We start from the raw sequence: 16,783 nt of genomic DNA, 5'->3' as shown, positions 1-16,783 counted from the left end.
GTACTCAATTCCTCGCCAGGGGCGTGGCCGCCCGGACCCGGTGCAGGTGGACGAGGACGTCGTACGCCGTGCCGAGGGCGAGCTCCGGCAGCGGATCCGGGGTGAACACCTGCCCGGCGTCGTACACCGGACGTGCGCCGGCCAACCAGGCGCGCGCCGGGGCTCGTACGGTCCGGAGGTCGACGTAGAAATCCCGGTACCGCACCCGGTCCAGGGTGTGCTCGTTCATGCCCGGCGTGGCCGGGGGCACGCTGACGGGCGTCCACGCGGCGCCGCCGGACGCGTCCTTGACCAGGAAGGTGCCGCCGGCGAAGGTGAACCCGATCGCGGCGTAGCGCCTCCCCAGACGCTCACGCAAGGCCACGCCCTGCGTGCGCGCGTACGTGACGGGATCGGTGGCCCGGTACCCCACATGGGCGTTGTGCGCGGACAGCAGGATCCTGCCCTTGGTGCGCTCCTTCCACCACAGCACGTTGTCCGCCATGGCCTGATCGCGCAGCCGTTGAGCCGGGGGAACGGTGGCGGGATCGGCGAGGTCGATCGTGGCGAAGGCGAAGGTCTGGGCGATGTTCCTGGCGTGCTGCACGGTCCACGCGTACGGGTCGTCCGGGCTGTGCCGCCGCCCGGCCACGAGGTCCAGTGCTTCCTGCGCGAGCGCGGCGTTCCGCCTGCGTTCCTCGACGGGCTTGTGCAGGTAGCCGTAGAAGTCGTCGAACGGGCGCAGCCCCGCGTACAGGTCGACCAGCCTCGTCAGGATCCGCGGCGCCGCTGTCCGTACGGAGGAGACGACGCGTTCGAAGATCCGGTCGCCGAGCTTCGGCCCTCCCAGGTCGTCGCCCATGAAGTGCACCGTGCGGTCCGGGTGGCGCTGGTTGTGGCCGCGCATCCAGGCGATGAGGCTGACGAACTCCTGACGCGCCCACGGGGTCCCCGCGAGGGCATCGAGCACGATCTCCCGGGCCCCGCCCGGGCCGCCTTGCACGTACTCGTCGATGAGCAGGCCCGCCGGCCAGCTCATCTCGAGGGCGAAGGTCGTGAAGCCCCGCTCCTCGACCAGGTACCGGAAGACGCGTTCCTTCATCGCGAAGAATTCGTGGGAGCCGTGCGTGGCCTCGCCGAGTCCGACGACCTCCGCGTCGCCGATCATGGCGCCCAGGGCGTGCAGATCGGCGGTCCCCACCCCGGGGTCCGTGGAGCGCAGAGGGTGCGCCGCTCGCTCCAGCGCGTCGACGAGGCCGTCGGCCCCGGCGCCGCCGGGGGCAGGCCCGCGTGGTGCGGCGGTGGCCTCCGGCATCAGGAGTCCGGAGGCGGAAGCCGCCATGAGGGCCAGCAGGTGCCGCCGGCGGGGTTCTTTTCGCAGGGACATCGCGTCTCCTTCGCAGAGGGGTGGTGGGTGGCGCGGTCCCCTCCCTCCCGGCGGGATGACCGCGACGGGAGGGAGGGGACCGAGGACCGCAGGCCGGGTGTCGGTCACCGAAGGCCCGGAAGCTCCGTCGTTCAGAGCGCGTAGGAGCAGGTGTACGCAACCTGGAACACGTGCTGACCCACGGCCGGCGTGGGGATGTTCTGGGCCTGCGGGCCGCCCTCGTGGCACTCGTAGCCGGGGAATCCGTTGGAGTACACGGGTCCGTAGAGAGGGTTGGTGTTGTGCGCCCAGGTCCAGGCGCTCGTCATGAACCAGTCGTTGTGGGTGATGAAGGCGTCGATGTACGCGGCGTCCTTCTGGTCGGCGAATCCGTAGACGGATACCTGGAAGTCCCCCTTGGGGTCGCCGGACCGCTGCTCGGCGAGCCTCTTGGCCTCACCCATGAGCTTCTGGAAGCTGTTCTCCAGGGAGGGGCCGAAGGGGCTGTCCGGGTAGCCGTGCGTGAACCGGCCCACATCGGTGAAGTTGCCGGTGGCGGGGTCCTCCAGAGCGATACCGGCACCCATGGGTCCGGGCTGGCAACGCATCGCGTCGTCGTGGGTCATCGCGCACGCGATCTCGTTGCCCCGTCGAGCGCCGTACTTGGTGCGGAGCTGCTCGCGGAAGTCCTTCCACTGCTCCGTCGTCTCGGCGATCGACGCCTCGACCGCGCGTACGAAGTTGGACCTTCCGTCGACGGTGGTCTGGCCGCGCACGCTGACGGGGTGGCCGATGAAGGTGCTGGGAGGCGGGGCTATCTCACCCCGGTCCTTCTCCAGGTATTCGTGCTGGGTCCGCCCCTTGAGGCCCATGGGGGTCGCGGCGGCGCAGTAGTTGTTGGCCGAGGCGGGAACGCACCCCATGGTGAGGTCGTTCGGTATCTCGGCCGCGGTGGGAGCGGTTCCCAGCATGTTGAACAGGCCGGACGGCGCGTGCAGGCCCAGGCCGGGAGGGTTCGTCACACTGAACTCGGGCTCCGCCTTGTCCGTGTAGTTGCTGCGGAGATAGAAGTCGTGTATCCCTGCGAGCTCCTGGCCGAATCCCTTGATGAGCTGGCACTTCCTGGTCTGCGTGGTCCAGGAGAAGCACGGGCCGGTCGTCGCGTCGACCTTGTAGCGGCTGTCGACGAAGACACCCCCGGCGGTGATGGCGTCGTTGAACTTCTTCTTCAGGTCGCCGATGCACGAGAGGAGTCCGGCACTCGTGGCAGCGCGCGTGTTCGGGTAGAACGGGTCGGCGGCGACGAAGTCCGCGTCGCGGCAACCGGCCGCGGTGTCGTGCTCGGCCGTGCCCACCGCGCCGGGGCTCCCCCCGAAGCCGGCGAGCATTTTCAGGGAGTCGGGTTCGAAGCAGTCGTTGGCCTCGGTGATTCCGCCGTCGCCGCAGGAGAGGGCGCGCCGGGTGATCGCCTCTCGCTCCGACTTCTCCTCGACGCCGTTCAGGATGCCGGCCTCGATGTAGGCCTTCAGATTGTTGGCGTAGCTCTGCCACATCTGCTTGACGGCACCGGACTGGATGGATCCCGCCGCCTCGGCGGTGAAGGGCCCCCAGCCCTCGACATTGAGCCGGATGTCCTGGTCCGACGTCTTCGAGAAACTGAACCGGATCTTGCGATCCGGGCCCTCGGCATGTCCCGGGAGCGAGGTGAACTGGAAGGTGGTCGCCGTGCGGTCGGTGACGGCCAGGGGGTTGAGGAACGGCCCGGTCGGCAGATTGCACTTGTACGGCGGTTCGTGCTTCGGAGGGAGCTGCGCGAACTGGCCGCAGTCGACCTCGAAGGGAAACGTGTCGACGAACTTGGACGCGGCTCCGGCCATGACGGACTCGGGCGAGTAGAAGAAACTGGTCCCCAGCGAGTAGCTGTACTCGTAGGACAGCGGTGAGTCCACCCAGGCCTGCGCCTGCTGCTGCGGCGTGAGAAGGAGGGCCGCCGTCAGCATGGCCAGCATTCCCCCCGCTCGTGCCTTCGTCGTTCTTCGCATAGGGCTCTTCCTTCGTTATCTCTGCGTTGCGCGCGGATGGGGGCCCAGGGGGTTCGCGAACCGCCCTGACGCCTCATCAATTTGAGCACCCGTCGGCTGCCGCCCTGTGAGCAATCGCTGCTCAACAGGGCCGTTCAGCAAGGCCGGGCGGCGCACCGCGGACGACTATCCGGCGATCTCCCCGTCCACCGATTCCGGTTTGCGCAGCAGGACGTAGCCGTCCTCCTCGGCGACCTTCTCGTACCGTCTCGCCCGGTATTTCTGGATCTCGGCGGCCTCGTTCTCGCCGCTTGTCGGCCATCCCTGCGGCGTGGCCGTGTCCACCACGACCCAGTCGGGGTCGGGGCGATTGCGCGGCCATCCGATGACCATGACGACACAGCGTTTGGTGAGCTGCGGGACCAGGCGGTTGGAGGCGACCACCGTGGAACCGTCCGGGATCTCGGCGAGAATCCTGTGCGCGGTGTCGACCCGCGCGCTCGGCCCCCACAGATCGCCCGTGGCGAGCTTCGAGAACGGAAAGAACGGGACGGTGCAGAGTGTCACCAGCGAGCAGATCAGGAGGCCCCTGGCGACCGGCTTCGGCAGGCCTGCGGCACGGTACTTCTCCAGCCCGTGGACGAACGCCCCGAACATGACGGGCATGAGAACGGCGCTGTAGTGAAACTGCGGTCCCCAGTGGAAGGCGTTCGACGACGCGAAGCGCCAAGCCAGGGTGGGAACCGCCAGCAGCACGAGGGGAGAACGGAGGGCGAGGAACGCGGTCGGCGCCAGGAGCAGGGCCAGCGTCGCCATCTTGATCGCCGGCGTGACCAGCCCCAGCGTGTAGCGGAAGAGCAGTTCGAGCCGATCGCCGTCCTCTCCGTCCGAGACGCTCGCGTAGTAGGTGAAGACGCCGCCCGGGTTGAAGGCGGGGATGACGAGGAACATCGCGACCAGGGAGCCGGCCAGTCCGCAGAGCGCCACCGTGATCCCCAGGCGACGCGAGCCGCGCCACGCGATGTAGGCGCCGACGGCTCCCACGGTCAGGCCGAGGTCCTCCTTCACCAGAACCAGGGGACTCGCCCACAGGGCGGCCGCGTGCCACCGTTCGTTGCCCAGCGCCGTCACCGCGCAGGACATCAGCGGGACGGCGAAGCAGATCTCGTGGAAGTCGAATCCGACTGCTTGCGCTATGCCCCAGGAGGCTCCGTAGCCCAGCCCGGTGACGAGCGCGCCCCGCCTCGCCGCCACCTCCCATCCCCACAGCGCGAGGGGAACGGCGGCCACGGCGAGCAGAGCCGCTTGAGCGAGGAGAAGGGTCTCCGGCGTGGGCCACAACCGGTAGAAGGGGGCCAGGGTGGCGAGAATCGGGGAGAAGTGATCACCGAGCAGCGGGAAAGCGTGGGCTTTGAGCTCGGAGGTGGGGAGCCGGCCCTGTGCATAGGCGCTGATCCCCTGCTCGAATATCCCGAGATCGTAGCCGGTGGTGAGCATGCGCGCGTGCAGCCGCAAGGAGAGGGTCGCGTAGAGCGAGAAGCACGCCAAGGCGATCATCCATGCGATGCCCCGCCCTCCTGGGGTCGGTGTTCTCGTGACCGCGAGAGCGTGGCAGGTCCTACGCGCGGCATTCCGCAGGGCGCCGATGGATTCCATAAGGGGTCTTTCAGCTTTGCCGCTTCTCCTCGTCCCGTCGGGGTGCGAGTGGGTGCGGCGGTGGAACGGTCCTGACGTCGAAACGTAACGTCATGGATCAGCGGGGGCATGAGTACCGGATACTCACGCCGGCGCCGAGTGCGTTCCTGCTGCGGAATGCGACGCGGGGTATGCCCGCCGGTACGCGAGGGAACGGCCCCCTCGCCTTCGCCCTATGAACCCTGTTCGTCGATCATGCGCCGCAGCGCACGCCGGTTGGTCACGCCGAGCTTTCGATACACGCGGTAAAGGTGGTTGTCGACCGTGCGCACGGAAAGGACGAGCTGTTCCGCGATCTCTTTGTTGGAGAATCCGGCCGAGGCCTGCAGCGCGATTTCCCTTTCTCTCCGGCTCAGCGGGATGAGCTCGTCCATCATGTGCAGGAGGTGGGTCGGCATGCCGTCGTATCCTCTGCCCGACTCGGCGCAGCGCCGGTGCGCCGCCGCCGCGAGCCGGGGCTCACCACGCCGGCGGTAGGCCCGGGAGGCGCTTGCCCAGGCTTCGGACGCGTACAGGGCGGCGAAATTCTTCTCGAAGGCGTGCGCACACGCGGACAGCGCGTCGGGGTCCCGGAGAGCGGCGGCCTCGGCGAAGTCGATACGGATCCTGTCGAGTACGCCTTGCACCTCGGCGGTCCACGCCCCCATGAAGCGGGCTGCGTGCTCCGCGCGGTCGATTCTCGCCAGCGCGTGGAGGACGTCCGCCAACTCTCCGTACGCACAGGACGCGAGGGCCGTCTCTCCGGCCGTGTCCAGGATCCGGACCGCCGTGTCGACGCGCCCCTTGTGCATCTCGAACAGGGCGCGCGCGACCTGGACTTCGACGCGGGGGACCTCATCACCCGCGACCGTCTCCAGCCGTTCCGCCGCCGTCCGGATCAGCTCGTCGTCGCCGTCGTGCAGGGCGGAGCAGAGGGCGCCGGCCGCGGCGACCTGGCGGACGATGGAGAGGTCGTCCTCGCAGGCGGTGACGAACAGCCGATAGGCGTCTCGCACCTGTCCGCGGTCGAACAGGAGGCGCGCCAGGAAGAGCCCGGCGCGGTTCGCCATCACCCCGTTCCTCCGGTCGGCGGCCTCGCGTATCAGAGCGCGCAGTTCCTGCTCGCCCTGGACCGCTTCGCCGGCGAGGGCACGGGCGTAGGAGGTCAGCACGCGCAGGTTGAGCGCGTCGTAGTCCTGTACGTCCACGGTGTGCATCGCCTCGGCGGCCCGCACGAGCCGCGGTTCGAGGTCCACGCAGTCCAGGGGGCGTCCCATGCTCAACAGGGCGACCAGCGCGGCCGATCCGGCCATGGCCACGCAGGTCGGATCGTCGCTGCCGACCATCTCCTGGACGCTGTGCAGGGACTCGCCGGGCCTGCCGGCCAGCATGCCGGCGATGGCGTCGTCGATGTCCCGCGCGCTTCCGGAAGGTTCCGGACCGGTGGACCGCGGCCCGTCGTGCTTCTCTCCGCGCGCCGTGCCGCGTACGAGGTGGATGCGCTCGAGGGCCTTCAGCGCTTCGGCTCGATGGGCGGCGGTCCCGATCTCGGCCACGGTGGCGAAGAGGGACTCGGCTCGCTCCCGGTGCCCGCAGTGGGTCAGGATCCTCGCCAGCATCAGCCCGATCTCCGGAGTCCGGTGCTGCTTCCAGGCGCTGTCGGCCAAGCGGTACGCGGCCTGCCAGTCGTTGTTCCACCAGGCCTTCCTGCACACGTCGACGACGGCGGCCTCGGGCACGCGTTCCCCCAGCTCCAGGCGCCATTCCACGATGTGCGGGGCGGACGCTTCGCGCGTCACCGGGTGACCGTCGAGCAGACCGGTGAGAAGCCTCAGGATCCTGCGCCGACGCAGGACGGGAAGCTCCTGCAGGACGGCTGCGGACAGGATGCGGTCGGAGACGCTCAGCCGGACGTCCGGCCTGTCGTCCGCGGCGATCAGCCCCCGGGATTCGAGGCGTTCCCACACGGATGCTTGGGCCACCTCGGTCGCGACCTCGAGAGGGAATGTGCGCGCCACGCAGAGCACGTCGAGGGCCCACCGCTCCGCGTCGGTCAGGTGCTGCAGGGCCGGTTGCATCAGGGCGGCCAGGCGCGTCGAGTGGAAGCCGTCGTCGCTCTCCACCCACACGCCGGAACGCTCGGCGAGAGCTCCTTCTTCGAGCGCGGATGCCAGGAGCTCGCGCAGGGCCACCAGGTTGCCGTCGGCGAGCATCGAGAAGCGGGCGGAGGTCACCGGAGCCATCGGCTTTCCCAGCATGGCCTCCACGACCTGCGCCGCCTCGTCGCTCCCCAACGGATCGACCGCGATCCGGGCGAGCCATCCTTCCTTCCACAGGGCCGTGACCGCCTCGCTGCACGGCCTCGACTCGCACGACACGATCACGAGTTTCGCCGCTCCGCGACGAGCCGACTGCAGAATCACCGCCGCCGAATGATCGTCCAGGTGATGTGCGTCGTCGACGCAGATCAGCACGGGACCGAGCCGCTGTGCGTCGGCCAGTGCCGTGACCGCTTCGGCGACCGAGGCCGGGGCCTTCATGCCGAGGTCGCTCATGGCGGACACGAGTCCCGCGAGCGGCAGGCGGCCGTTGGCGAAATCCGCTTGTACGTGGAGAACGAGCTGGCCGCGCTCCCGGGCGCCCTCGACCAGGTGCCGCAGCAGACGGGTCTTGCCCACGCCCGCCCGGCCCGCCAGGACCGCGCCGCCCCATGTCGAGCCGCGCAGGGTCGATCCGACGGACTGGATGACCTGCTGCCGGCCCACCAACGGGGGGTGCGAGAGAAGCGACGGCTGCTGGAGGAAGTCGCCCTCTGACCAGAGCGCCTGGCCATCGCGCGAAGCGTTCACAACGTTCTCCCGGGCCGGATTCGGTTCCCTCACGCCGCGGAGCATCGTTGCCGAGCGTGTGCCCACGCGGATGAACTGTCTGGAATCTTGCTGTCTCCATTACATGCCACCGCGGTACCGGAGACATCAGGGACACCCCCTAGATCCCCGGCCGACCCCCCTAGGCGGCAGGGCGTGACGGGGCGGCGACCGGGGTCCTCAGCCGTTTCCTGCCGATGACGGCGATGATCCCCGCGAGGACCGCGGAGGCCGGCGGGACGAGGAGGGCGGCACGCGCTCCGGACTGGTCGACCGTCCAGCCTCCTACGGCGACCCCGAAGGCCAGGCCCATGTTGAGGCCCGAGGTGGCCCACGTCAGCCCTTCGGTCAGGGACGCGTCCGGCACGAGGTGCTCCACCAGGGTCATGCTGGTGATGAGCACGGGTGCGGTGGCGAGACCGGCGACGAACATCGCCGCCGTCAGCACGCCGAGCGACGAGGAGAGCGGAAGAGGCACCAGCAGCACCGGCATGGCGCACACGCAGACGAGGAACCTCCGGTCGAGGGGACGGTCCCACGCGACGGCCCCGAAGAGCAGACCCGCGAGGCATCCACCGGCCGCGTTGACCGCCAGGACGTAGCTGGCCGCGCCTCGGCTCCCCTGGGCTTCCGCGAATCCCACGACGGCGACCTCGAAGGATCCGAAGATCGCCCCGACGGCGACGAGGACCGCCACGAGCACCGTCAGCGCGGGGATCCGCAGGGCCGAGCGCGTGTTCCCGCGTCTCTTCCTGACGGCGGGCTCGGTGCTCCGCTGGGCGAGGAAGGCCAGCGTGCCGAGGAGCGCCAGCCCGCCCGCGGCGAGGACTCCCGCGCCGGGAAAGAAGGAGGACGCCAGCGTCACGGCCAGCAGCGGCCCGACGATGTAGACGACCTCATCGGCTACCGACTCGAAGGAGTACGCGGTCTGCAGGGCCTCCCCGTCGGTGAGGGCGTCGGCCCATCGCGCCCGCACCAGGGAGCCGATGCTCGGCATGAGCCCCGCCGTGAACGCGCAGACGAAGAGCGGCCAGGCGGGGAACGCGGAATCCGAGAGGACCAGGAGGAGGACGAGGGCCGCGGTCGAGAGGAGCAGGGCCGGCAAGGCGACCGCCCGCTGCCCTTTCCGGTCGATGGCGCGGGCCACCAGGGGGCCGAGGAGCGCCGTGGCACACGCGTACGTGGCGGCGACCGCGCCTGCCACGCCGTAGGAGTCCCGCGTCTCGGACAGCATGACGACGATGCCGATGCCGATCATGGACATGGGCAGGCGGGCCAGGAAGCCGGCGGCGGAGAATCCTCGGGTACCCGGCTCGCCGAAGATCTGTCGGTACTGGGAGAACACCGCACCTCCGAGCGGATTCACGCAACATGTCTCGGTCTTGCGCCCCGGAACCGGCCCCTTAGGGGGCGGGTTCCGGGGCGAGGGCGGCGTCCAGCATCCGGCGGGCGACGGAGACCAGGGCCCTCGCATCGGGCGCCGGCCGCACCGACGCCATCGCGCCCACGAGGTAGTCGTGCAGGATGCCTTCCGTCCACGCCACGAGGAGCGTGGCGGCCGACTCCGGGTCGCGCGCGCCCAGTTCGGCCAGGATCACGGCCGCCCGTGCGCGCCCCCTGCGGCCGGCGTCGGCGAGGCTGCCCTGCAGCGAGGGCTGCCTCGCCGCCTCGATGGTGAGTTCGATGCGGGCCAGTTGCCGTTCACGGCCGGTGGTCAGCCACCGGTGGAGCATGACCGCCAGCGCCTCCGCCGCCTGGCCTCGATCCGCCGGCGTCCACTCCGCGTCGCCCACGTCCAGGAGATCGAGCTGGAGCAGGCGCTCGTAGCAGGCGGTGATCAACGCGGTCCGGTTGCGGAAGTAGTACGACGTACTGCCGGCCGGCAGGTCCGCGGCCGCGTCGACGGCGCGATGGGTCAGTCCGCGCAGGCCCGCCCGCGCGACCGTGGTGATCGCGGCGTCCGCGATCAGGGTTCTGCGGTCTCTGGTGTCCACGTGGCGACTCTACATCTGTAGTGCTACGGTGAAACCGACTCTACACCTGTAGAGCCGAGAGGGGAAAGGCAATGAATCGTCGACGAGCGATCGTGGTGGGCGCCGGCATCGGCGGACTGACCACGGCGCTGGCCCTCCACAGGAAGGGCTGGGACGTCCTGGTCCTGGAGCGCGCGCCCGCACAGCCGGCGACCGGCGCGGGCATCGTCCTCGCTCCGAACGCCCTCCGCGCGCTGCGCGCCATCGGCTTCGACCCCGCGGCCGCGGCCGGCAGTGCGGTGCCGGCGGCCATGGGCATGCGCAAACCCAACGGCTCCTGGTTGCGCCGGGCGGACACGGACGCGCTGACCGCCCGCTACGGATCGCCTCCGCTGGCCGTGCACCGTGCCGCGCTGGTGGCCGGACTCGCCGACGAACTCCCCCCGGGAGCGCTGCTGTACGGCACGGCGGTCACCGAGGTGCGTGCGACGGCGTCCGGCCTCCCCTGCGTCGTGACCGACGCGGGAGAAGTCGTCGCCGACGTCGTCATCGCCGCCGACGGCATCCACAGCTCCCTGCGCAAGCGGTACTTCCCGCACCATGCCGGTCTCCACTACAGCGGAGAGACCGCCTGGCGGTCCGTCGTCTCCGGCGAGGGCCTGCCCGGCCTCACCACCTCGGAGACCTGGGGCCGGGGCGAGCGCTTCGGCATCGTTCCCCTCGCGGACGGCCGTGTGTACGTCTTCGCGACGGCCTTCCTGCCGGAGGGCACCCGGCCCGCCGCACCCCTCGGCTTCCTGTGGGACAGGTTCCACGCGTGGCACAGCCCCATCCCCGAACTCCTGCGGCGCGTCGACGGCGAACGCCTGCTGCAGCACGACCTGTACGACCTCGCGGAGCCGCTCCCGCGACTCCACCACGGGCGCCTCGCCTGGATCGGCGACGCGGCGCACGCCATGACGCCCAACCTCGGCCAGGGCGGGTGCCAGGCGATCGAGGACGCGGTCGCGGTCGGTCGCCGACTCGACGAGGCCGGCGCCGACGGGGTCGAGGAGGCGCTGGTCGCGTACTCTGCCGATCGGCTCGCGCGGACGAACGACATCCGGCTCCGCTCCCGGCGGGCCGGCGTCGTGGCCGGCCTGCGGAACCCCGTCGCGGCAGCCGCCCGCGACCTGGCCCTCCGCCTCGTGCCGACCGGTGTCTCCCTGCGGGCACTGGACGATCTGTACGTCGAGGTGCCCGCCTGCGCACCCGGATGACCGGGGGTTCGGCGTGGAGCCACGTATCCGGGACCGTGACCAGGAGATCGCGGTTCTCGAAGCGGCCGTGCGGTCCGCCGCCTCGGGTGAGGGACGGTTCCTCCTCCTGCACGGGCCCGCGGGCATCGGGAAGTCGCGTCTCCTGGGCGAGGGCCGGGAGAGGGGCCGGGCGCGAGGCCTGCGCGTCCTGTCCGGCCGCGCTTCGCGGTGGGAGCAGGAGAACGGCTTCGGCCTCGCCGGGCAGATCGTCGGGCGCGTGGTTCCCACCGGCGAGCGTCACGACGCGTCCTTCCCCGCGCTCGACAGGCTCCACCAGGCGGTCGTGGAGAGGTGCGAGCGGTCCCCCCTGCTCCTCGCGTTGGACGACCTGCAGTGGGCGGACGAGGCCTCGCTGCGGTTCCTCGCCTATCTGCTGCCCCGGATGCGGTCTCTTCCCCTCCTGGTGATCGCCGGGGCCCGGCCGCCGACGGACGCTTCATCAGGATCATCCGGAGCGTTCGTCGATCAACTCGCCGCCGACGACGGTGTCACGCTGTTGCGGCCGCGGCCGCTGAGCGCGGCGTCCTCCCTGGGGCTGGCCGACGAGATCACCGGCACCCCTCTCCCCGGCGGACTCGCGGACTCCGTCCACCGCCTGTCCGGCGGCAATCCCCTCCTCGTCCGCGAGCTGGCCAGGACCCTGCTCCAGCGGCGGATCGACCCCTCCGTCGCGGACGCGGACGCGCTCGCCGCGATCGCCGTGGACATCCTTGGCGGGCACCTTCGCAGCCTGCTCGGAGCGATGCACGAGGACGCGGCGGAGCTGGCCCGGGCGATGGCGACGCTGGGGGAAGGCGCCGCGCCGCACGAGGCGGCTTCGCTGGCCCACCAGTCCGTCGAGGTGGCGACGCGTCAGCTCTCGGCCCTGCGTGCCGCCGGAATCCTGCGGGACGACGGCTCGCTCGGTTTCGCGCACCCCCTCGCCGTAGCCGCCCTCCGAGACGTGACGGGGACCGCCCGGCTCACCGCGTTGCACGGCACGGCCGCGGAGATCCTGCACCGGTGCCACGCGGAGAACGACCGCGTCGCGTCCCACCTGGTCCGCTCCTTCCCTCTCGGCGCGCAGTGGGCGGCAGGAGCGCTGGAGAACGCGGCCCGGGACGCCGTGCACGAGGGGAAACCCGCCGCGGCCCTCGCGTTCGCCAGCCGGAGGCTCCAGGAGCCCTTCGCCACGCCGGACGACCGGGTGCGGGCGCTCGTCCTCGCGGGCGAGATCGCGCAACTGGTGGACCACCGCACCGCGGTCACGTATCTGCGGGCGGCCCTCGACGAAACCGGCTGCGCCGGGTGCGAAGCCGCCCTCTCCTCCCTGCTGGGGCGCTCCCTCTTCGCGCTGGGCCGGCCGGCCGAGGCGCTGACCCCGCACACCCGTACCGACCCCGACCCGGGCCCGGTACGCAGAAACGGAAGCGGATACGGAACCACCCCGGAGACCTCGGACTCGACACTGATCAACTTCTCTCGTCCGGCGCCCCGGTCACCCCGCCCGACGGGCGGATGCCGCCACGCGTCCGCCCGCCCCCGCACAGCGGGAGACCAGGCCAAGAACACCTTCCTCGTCCACGCCTGGCACACCGGAATCAGTCAGGACGCCACCGCGTCGGCGTGCGCGGCGGCCGTGTCCGAAGCGCTCGACACCGGAATGCTGCTGGACGCGTCCACGACCCCGGAAGCCGTGGCGGACGCCTGCTGGGTACTCGCCGCCGCCGACGACAGGCGCGCCGAGACGCTCCTGGACGAGCGCATGGACCGGGAATGGCGCCAAGGATCCGATACGGGCATGGCCGTCCTGCAGACGGTCCGGTCGCTCACCCTGCTCCGTCGAGGGGTGCTGGCCGAGGCGGAGGAGTGCCTGCGGGCGGCCATGGAGCGGATCGACGCCTCGCACGCGGAGGTCCTGCGTCCCCTCGCGGCGGCCTTCCTGGCCGAGTGCCTGCGGGAGCAGGGCCGCGGGGAAGAGGCGCGGTCGGCGCTCGACCGGGTCCACACCGCCGGGCCTCGGCACCGCGCGGGACAGGAGGACTGGCTGATGGTGAGCCGGGCCGAGCTCCTTCTCGCGGAGGGCGAGGGGCGGCGAGGATCCGAACTCCTGCGCGCGTGTGGGGCCCGCGCCTCCACCCGGGGCTGGACGAACCCCGCGTTCCTGTCCTGGCGAGCACCTCTGGCCCAGGCGCTGCACACCTTGGGGCGGATCCCGGAGGCACGGGCCCTGGCCTTCGAGGAAGTGGCTCTCGCCTCCCACTGGGGCGGCCCCCGGTCCCTCGGCCGCGCCCAGCGCGTCGCCGGCACCCTGGTCGCCGGAGACGAAGGGTTCGGGCTGCTGCAGGACGCCGTCGCCACCCTCGGCGGGTCCTCGGCGCGCCTCGAATACGCCAAGGCGCTGACCGCCCTGGGGTGTTGTCTCGGCGAGCGGTCGTCGCTTCCCGAGGCGTCCACGGCGATGTCCCGGGCGCTGGACATCGCCCTCACCTGCCACGCCACGACGCTCGCCGACCGGATCCGGCACGAGCTGGGGAGGATCGCGGCCCGCGCGGGCTCGGCACCGCCCACGGGTCTCGCGGCGCTCACCCCGAGCGAGCGGAGGGTCGCCGAACTCGCCGGCCGGGGAAGCATCAATCGCGAGATCGCCGCGGCTCTCTTCATCGCCCCCAAGACGGTGGAAGTGCACCTGACGAACATCTACCGAAAGCTGGCGGTGCGGAACCGCGGGGAGATGGCCCGGAAGTTGCGGCCCGAACGCGGGTGACGACGGCCCGGCCGTGCTCACGGGGCACGAACCGCTCAGCGCCTGTCCTTGTCCGGCCCCTGCGCGATGAGTCGTTCGAGCAGCTCCTGGAAGTCGTCGCCGACGACGATGCGCAGGTCGCCGTCCTCGGCATCCCGCTCGCTGAGCTGGGTGAGGGTGCCGTCGCGCCACCAGAAGACGTACGGGCTGATGGAGCCCGGGGTGTCCTCGTAGCCGGAGGCGGCGAAGGAGGCCATCGCGCCGAGCGCGGCGACGATGGTGGTGTCGCGGATGGGGTGGAAGGCGAGCTGGTGCCGGAACGGCAGCGCGACCAGCGCCCCGTGCTCGGTCAGCGGGCGGCCGGTGACGCGGCGGACGACGGCGTCCAGGTCGAGGACCCGGCTCGCGGTGTAGAAGGAGTCGCCGAGCACGACCTCGAAGCACATGCCGTCGGCGTCCCGGACCGTCTCGTGCCCCTCGACCGGAAGGTCGCGCAGGTTGTCCAGCGCCCGGTCACGGAGCCGCTGGACGTCGCCGAGGGGTTCCAGGGCCTCGTCGGTGAGCAGCATGACGCTCTCCGGCAGGTCGAGGGCGAGGATCTCGTACAGTCCCGGCGCGACGGTCCTGGCGTAGCCGAAGGCCCCCGGGTCGATGCCGTCGCCGCTGACCACCCGGGGGTAGAGCTGGGCGCGGATCTGCTCGGGCGGGAGGGTGTCGAGGGCGGAGGGCCCGTCCATGGTGCGCAGGACGAGGCGGACGTGGCGACGGACGAGCTCCGGCCAGACGCGCGGCCCCCGCCGGTCGTTGTGGCAGACCGCCGCCAGGTTGCCGAGGCCGAACTGCCGGCCGCTGTCGTCGCTCACCAGGTCGGCGTAGACGGTGACTTCGAGTCCGAGTTCGGCGAACGCCTCGCGGACCTGGCCGCGGAAGAGCGTGCCCTCGCGTGCGGAGAAGTAGGAGAACTCGGGGTCCCTGGGGGCGTCCTCGCCGTCCCGCCGGGGTCCTCGCCGGAACAAACCCACGTGCGCCGCCTTCCGTTGCCCTGCGGTCCGTGCCGTCCTGATCAGCCTAGAGGGTGGTGTGTGGATCAGGAGGGCTTGCGACGGGCCGCTTCCGGCCCGACTCGGCGGCCCCCCGCACGGGTTCGGCGCGCCGCCGCCGACCGGGGCACCGGGGCGCGGAGCCGGGCGCGGAGCCGGGCGCCTCAGGCCGGCCGCACCACGAGGTGCGCCCGGTCTCGCCCCCGCGCCACGAGCCGGGCGTTGGCCTCGTCGGATTCCCGCACCCACCGTTCGGCCTCGGCCGGTTCCTTGCCGAACCGGACGTGGCGCCGGATCAGCCGGGACACCCGGCTCCCGTCGTCCGGCTCAAGGAACCACGCCTCGTCGAGGAGCGGCAGGACCGCCGCCCACGGCCCCTCGTCGTGCAGGAGGTAGTTCCCCTCCGTGATGACGAGCGGTACGTCGGGGGCGACCGGGATCGCGCCGGCGACGGGCTCCTCCAGCGAACGGTCGAAGGCGGGGGCGTAGACGACGGTGCCGGGCTCCGGGGCGCGCAGCCGGGCCAGCAGCGCGGCGTACCCGGCGGCGTCGAACGTGTCCGGCGCCCCCTTGCGCCCCGCCCGCCCCAGCCGGGTCAGCTCGGCCTGGGCCAGGTGGAAGCCGTCCATGGGCACCAGCGCGGCGAGCCCGTCGAGTCCGGCGACCAGCTCCTCGGCGAGGGTGGACTTGCCGGCGCCCGGGGCTCCGGCGAGGCCCAGGATCCTCCGGCGGCCGGGGACGGCGAGGCGCCGGGCACGGGCGGTGAGGTCGGCGAGCTGCTGAGCGTCCATGCCGGGCATTGTCGCACCGGCTGGCGACCCCGGGGTCATACGTATAACGTAGAGACATGTCCTCCCTCGCCCTCGTCACCCTGCTCGTCCGCGACTACGACGAAGCCCTCGCCTTCTACACCGAGGCCCTCGGCTTCGACCTCGTCGAGGACACCGACCGCGGGAACGGCAAGCGCTGGATCGTCGTGCGCCCGGCGGGCGGCCCCGCCGGTACGGGCCTGCTGCTGGCCCGCGCGGCGGACGACGGCCAGGCCGCCCGGGTGGGCGACCAGACCGGCGGCCGGGTCGGCTTCTTCCTGCACACCGACGACTTCGCGCGCGACCTCGCCCGGATGACGGCGGCGGGCGTGCGCTTCCTTGAGGAGCCTCGCCACGAGCCGTACGGCTCCGTCGCCGTCTTCGAGGACCTGTACGGCAACCGCTGGGACCTCCTCCAGCCCGCCTCCTGAAGCCGGCCCCGCACCCGGCGGCGCGGCGTCAGCCGAGGTCGAGTTCGGCGCGGACCGTCTTGCCGACCGGGACACGGTCCAGGACCTCCCAGCGCGAGGCCAGCGCCTCCACGATCACCAGCCCCCGCCCGGACTCGCCCAGCGGCACCGGCCCGGCGAGGCCGCCGGGCTCCGGCGGCCTGCGCTCCGTGCGCGTGTCCGACACGTCGACGCGGAGCAGCCGCCCGGTCGTGTACGCGAGCGTCAGCTCGAAGTCCCGCCCCGGGACCCGCCCGTGCGTGACCGCGTTGGCGGCCAGCTCGGCGACGAGGAGCGCGGCCGTGTCGGACGCGGTCGCGCCGTGGGGAACGCCCCAGCGGTCGAGCTGGTGCAGGGCGAGGTGCCGGGCGAGCCGGGCGCCGCGCGGGGTGGAGCTGAAGCGCTGGGTGAACACACGTACGGTGACGGGTTCTTCGCGGGTCACGGGAGACGTCATGTGATCAATGTGGCCAGGTCAGGGCCGTGTTGCCAGGTCAGCCACCCGTACGCTGAGTGAGCGTACGGGTTCGGAGGGTGGACAGTACCGGTAACCGCGCGTGAGCATGGGCGGGTTGACGTGTG

General features: G+C 71.6%; 12 protein-coding genes. 3 read left to right on the top strand and 9 right to left on the bottom strand.

Features of this window, described 5'->3' with window-relative positions; genetic code table 11:
* Positions 1–4: 4 nt before the first annotated feature.
* The 6 genes from ACFZBD_RS21855 to ACFZBD_RS21830 all read right to left on the bottom strand — a co-directional run bounded on the left by ACFZBD_RS21855 (position 5) and on the right by ACFZBD_RS21830 (position 9,901).
* Positions 5–1,366 (bottom strand): erythromycin esterase family protein, encoded by a 1,362-nt coding sequence (locus tag ACFZBD_RS21855; protein WP_391141823.1) that lies wholly within the window; start codon positions 1,364–1,366, stop codon positions 5–7.
* Between the two features lie 131 nt (positions 1,367–1,497).
* On the bottom strand, positions 1,498–3,387 hold the full coding sequence (locus tag ACFZBD_RS21850; RefSeq protein WP_391141821.1) for a hypothetical protein: 1,890 nt from the start codon (positions 3,385–3,387) through the stop codon (positions 1,498–1,500).
* A 165-nt stretch (positions 3,388–3,552) separates the two neighbouring features.
* The gene (locus tag ACFZBD_RS21845) at positions 3,553–4,923 is read right to left on the bottom strand and encodes a DUF2079 domain-containing protein (RefSeq protein WP_391141818.1); all 1,371 of its coding nucleotides are present in this window, start codon (positions 4,921–4,923) and stop codon (positions 3,553–3,555) included.
* 311 nt (positions 4,924–5,234) lie between these two features.
* Positions 5,235–7,889 carry a LuxR C-terminal-related transcriptional regulator gene (locus ACFZBD_RS21840; RefSeq protein ID WP_391141815.1) on the bottom strand — a complete coding sequence of 885 codons (2,655 nt, stop codon included), beginning with the start codon at positions 7,887–7,889 and terminating at the stop codon, positions 5,235–5,237.
* A gap of 160 nt (positions 7,890–8,049) precedes the next feature.
* Positions 8,050–9,273, bottom strand: coding sequence for an MFS transporter (locus tag ACFZBD_RS21835; protein ID WP_391141812.1), 1,224 nt, complete (start codon positions 9,271–9,273; stop codon positions 8,050–8,052).
* Positions 9,274–9,310: 37 nt separating this feature from the next.
* Positions 9,311–9,901 carry a TetR/AcrR family transcriptional regulator gene (locus ACFZBD_RS21830; protein ID WP_391141809.1) on the bottom strand — a complete coding sequence of 197 codons (591 nt, stop codon included), beginning with the start codon at positions 9,899–9,901 and terminating at the stop codon, positions 9,311–9,313.
* A 71-nt stretch (positions 9,902–9,972) separates the two neighbouring features.
* Here ACFZBD_RS21830 and ACFZBD_RS21825 point away from each other — a divergent pair, with 71 nt between their 5' ends.
* Together ACFZBD_RS21825 and ACFZBD_RS21820 are read left to right on the top strand one after the other, a co-directional pair.
* Positions 9,973–11,139 carry an FAD-dependent oxidoreductase gene (locus ACFZBD_RS21825; protein WP_391141807.1) on the top strand — a complete coding sequence of 389 codons (1,167 nt, stop codon included), beginning with the start codon at positions 9,973–9,975 and terminating at the stop codon, positions 11,137–11,139.
* A gap of 13 nt (positions 11,140–11,152) precedes the next feature.
* Complete coding sequence (locus ACFZBD_RS21820) at positions 11,153–13,924, top strand: AAA family ATPase (protein WP_391141805.1); 2,772 nt, start codon at positions 11,153–11,155, stop codon at positions 13,922–13,924.
* 35 nt (positions 13,925–13,959) lie between these two features.
* On the opposite strand, the gene ACFZBD_RS21815 is transcribed toward ACFZBD_RS21820, so the two are convergent.
* The gene (locus ACFZBD_RS21815; protein ID WP_391141802.1) at positions 13,960–14,925 is read right to left on the bottom strand and encodes a hypothetical protein; all 966 of its coding nucleotides are present in this window, start codon (positions 14,923–14,925) and stop codon (positions 13,960–13,962) included.
* 182 nt (positions 14,926–15,107) lie between these two features.
* Positions 15,108–15,743, bottom strand: coding sequence for a nucleoside/nucleotide kinase family protein (locus ACFZBD_RS21810; protein WP_391141800.1), 636 nt, complete (start codon positions 15,741–15,743; stop codon positions 15,108–15,110).
* A 47-nt stretch (positions 15,744–15,790) separates the two neighbouring features.
* Here ACFZBD_RS21810 and ACFZBD_RS21805 point away from each other — a divergent pair, with 47 nt between their 5' ends.
* Entirely contained in the window at positions 15,791–16,183 is a 393-nt protein-coding gene (locus ACFZBD_RS21805) for a VOC family protein (RefSeq protein ID WP_391141797.1), read from the top strand.
* A gap of 28 nt (positions 16,184–16,211) precedes the next feature.
* Here ACFZBD_RS21805 and ACFZBD_RS21800 read toward each other — a convergent pair whose 3' ends face one another.
* On the bottom strand, positions 16,212–16,658 hold the full coding sequence (locus ACFZBD_RS21800) for an ATP-binding protein (protein WP_391141794.1): 447 nt from the start codon (positions 16,656–16,658) through the stop codon (positions 16,212–16,214).
* Positions 16,659–16,783 lie beyond the last annotated feature (125 nt).

The sequence above is a fragment of the Streptomyces sp. NPDC008121 genome (assembly GCF_042957155.1).
Classification (GTDB): Bacteria; Actinomycetota; Actinomycetes; order Streptomycetales; family Streptomycetaceae; genus Streptomyces.
This window is presented reverse-complemented; position numbering and strand designations above follow the sequence as displayed.

Excerpts from the sequence above, each read along its gene's own strand:
- ACFZBD_RS21855 (WP_391141823.1), bottom strand. The coding sequence starts at position 1,366 with ATGTCCCTGCGAAAAGAACCCCGCCGGCGGCACCTGCTGGCCCTCATG.
- ACFZBD_RS21850 (WP_391141821.1), bottom strand. The coding sequence starts at position 3,387 with ATGCGAAGAACGACGAAGGCACGAGCGGGGGGAATGCTGGCCATGCTG.
- ACFZBD_RS21845 (WP_391141818.1), bottom strand. The coding sequence starts at position 4,923 with ATGATCGCCTTGGCGTGCTTCTCGCTCTACGCGACCCTCTCCTTGCGG.
- ACFZBD_RS21825 (WP_391141807.1), top strand. The coding sequence starts at position 9,973 with ATGAATCGTCGACGAGCGATCGTGGTGGGCGCCGGCATCGGCGGACTG.
- ACFZBD_RS21810 (WP_391141800.1), bottom strand. The coding sequence starts at position 15,743 with ATGCCCGGCATGGACGCTCAGCAGCTCGCCGACCTCACCGCCCGTGCC.
- ACFZBD_RS21805 (WP_391141797.1), top strand. The coding sequence starts at position 15,791 with ATGTCCTCCCTCGCCCTCGTCACCCTGCTCGTCCGCGACTACGACGAA.
- ACFZBD_RS21800 (WP_391141794.1), bottom strand. The coding sequence starts at position 16,658 with ATGACGTCTCCCGTGACCCGCGAAGAACCCGTCACCGTACGTGTGTTC.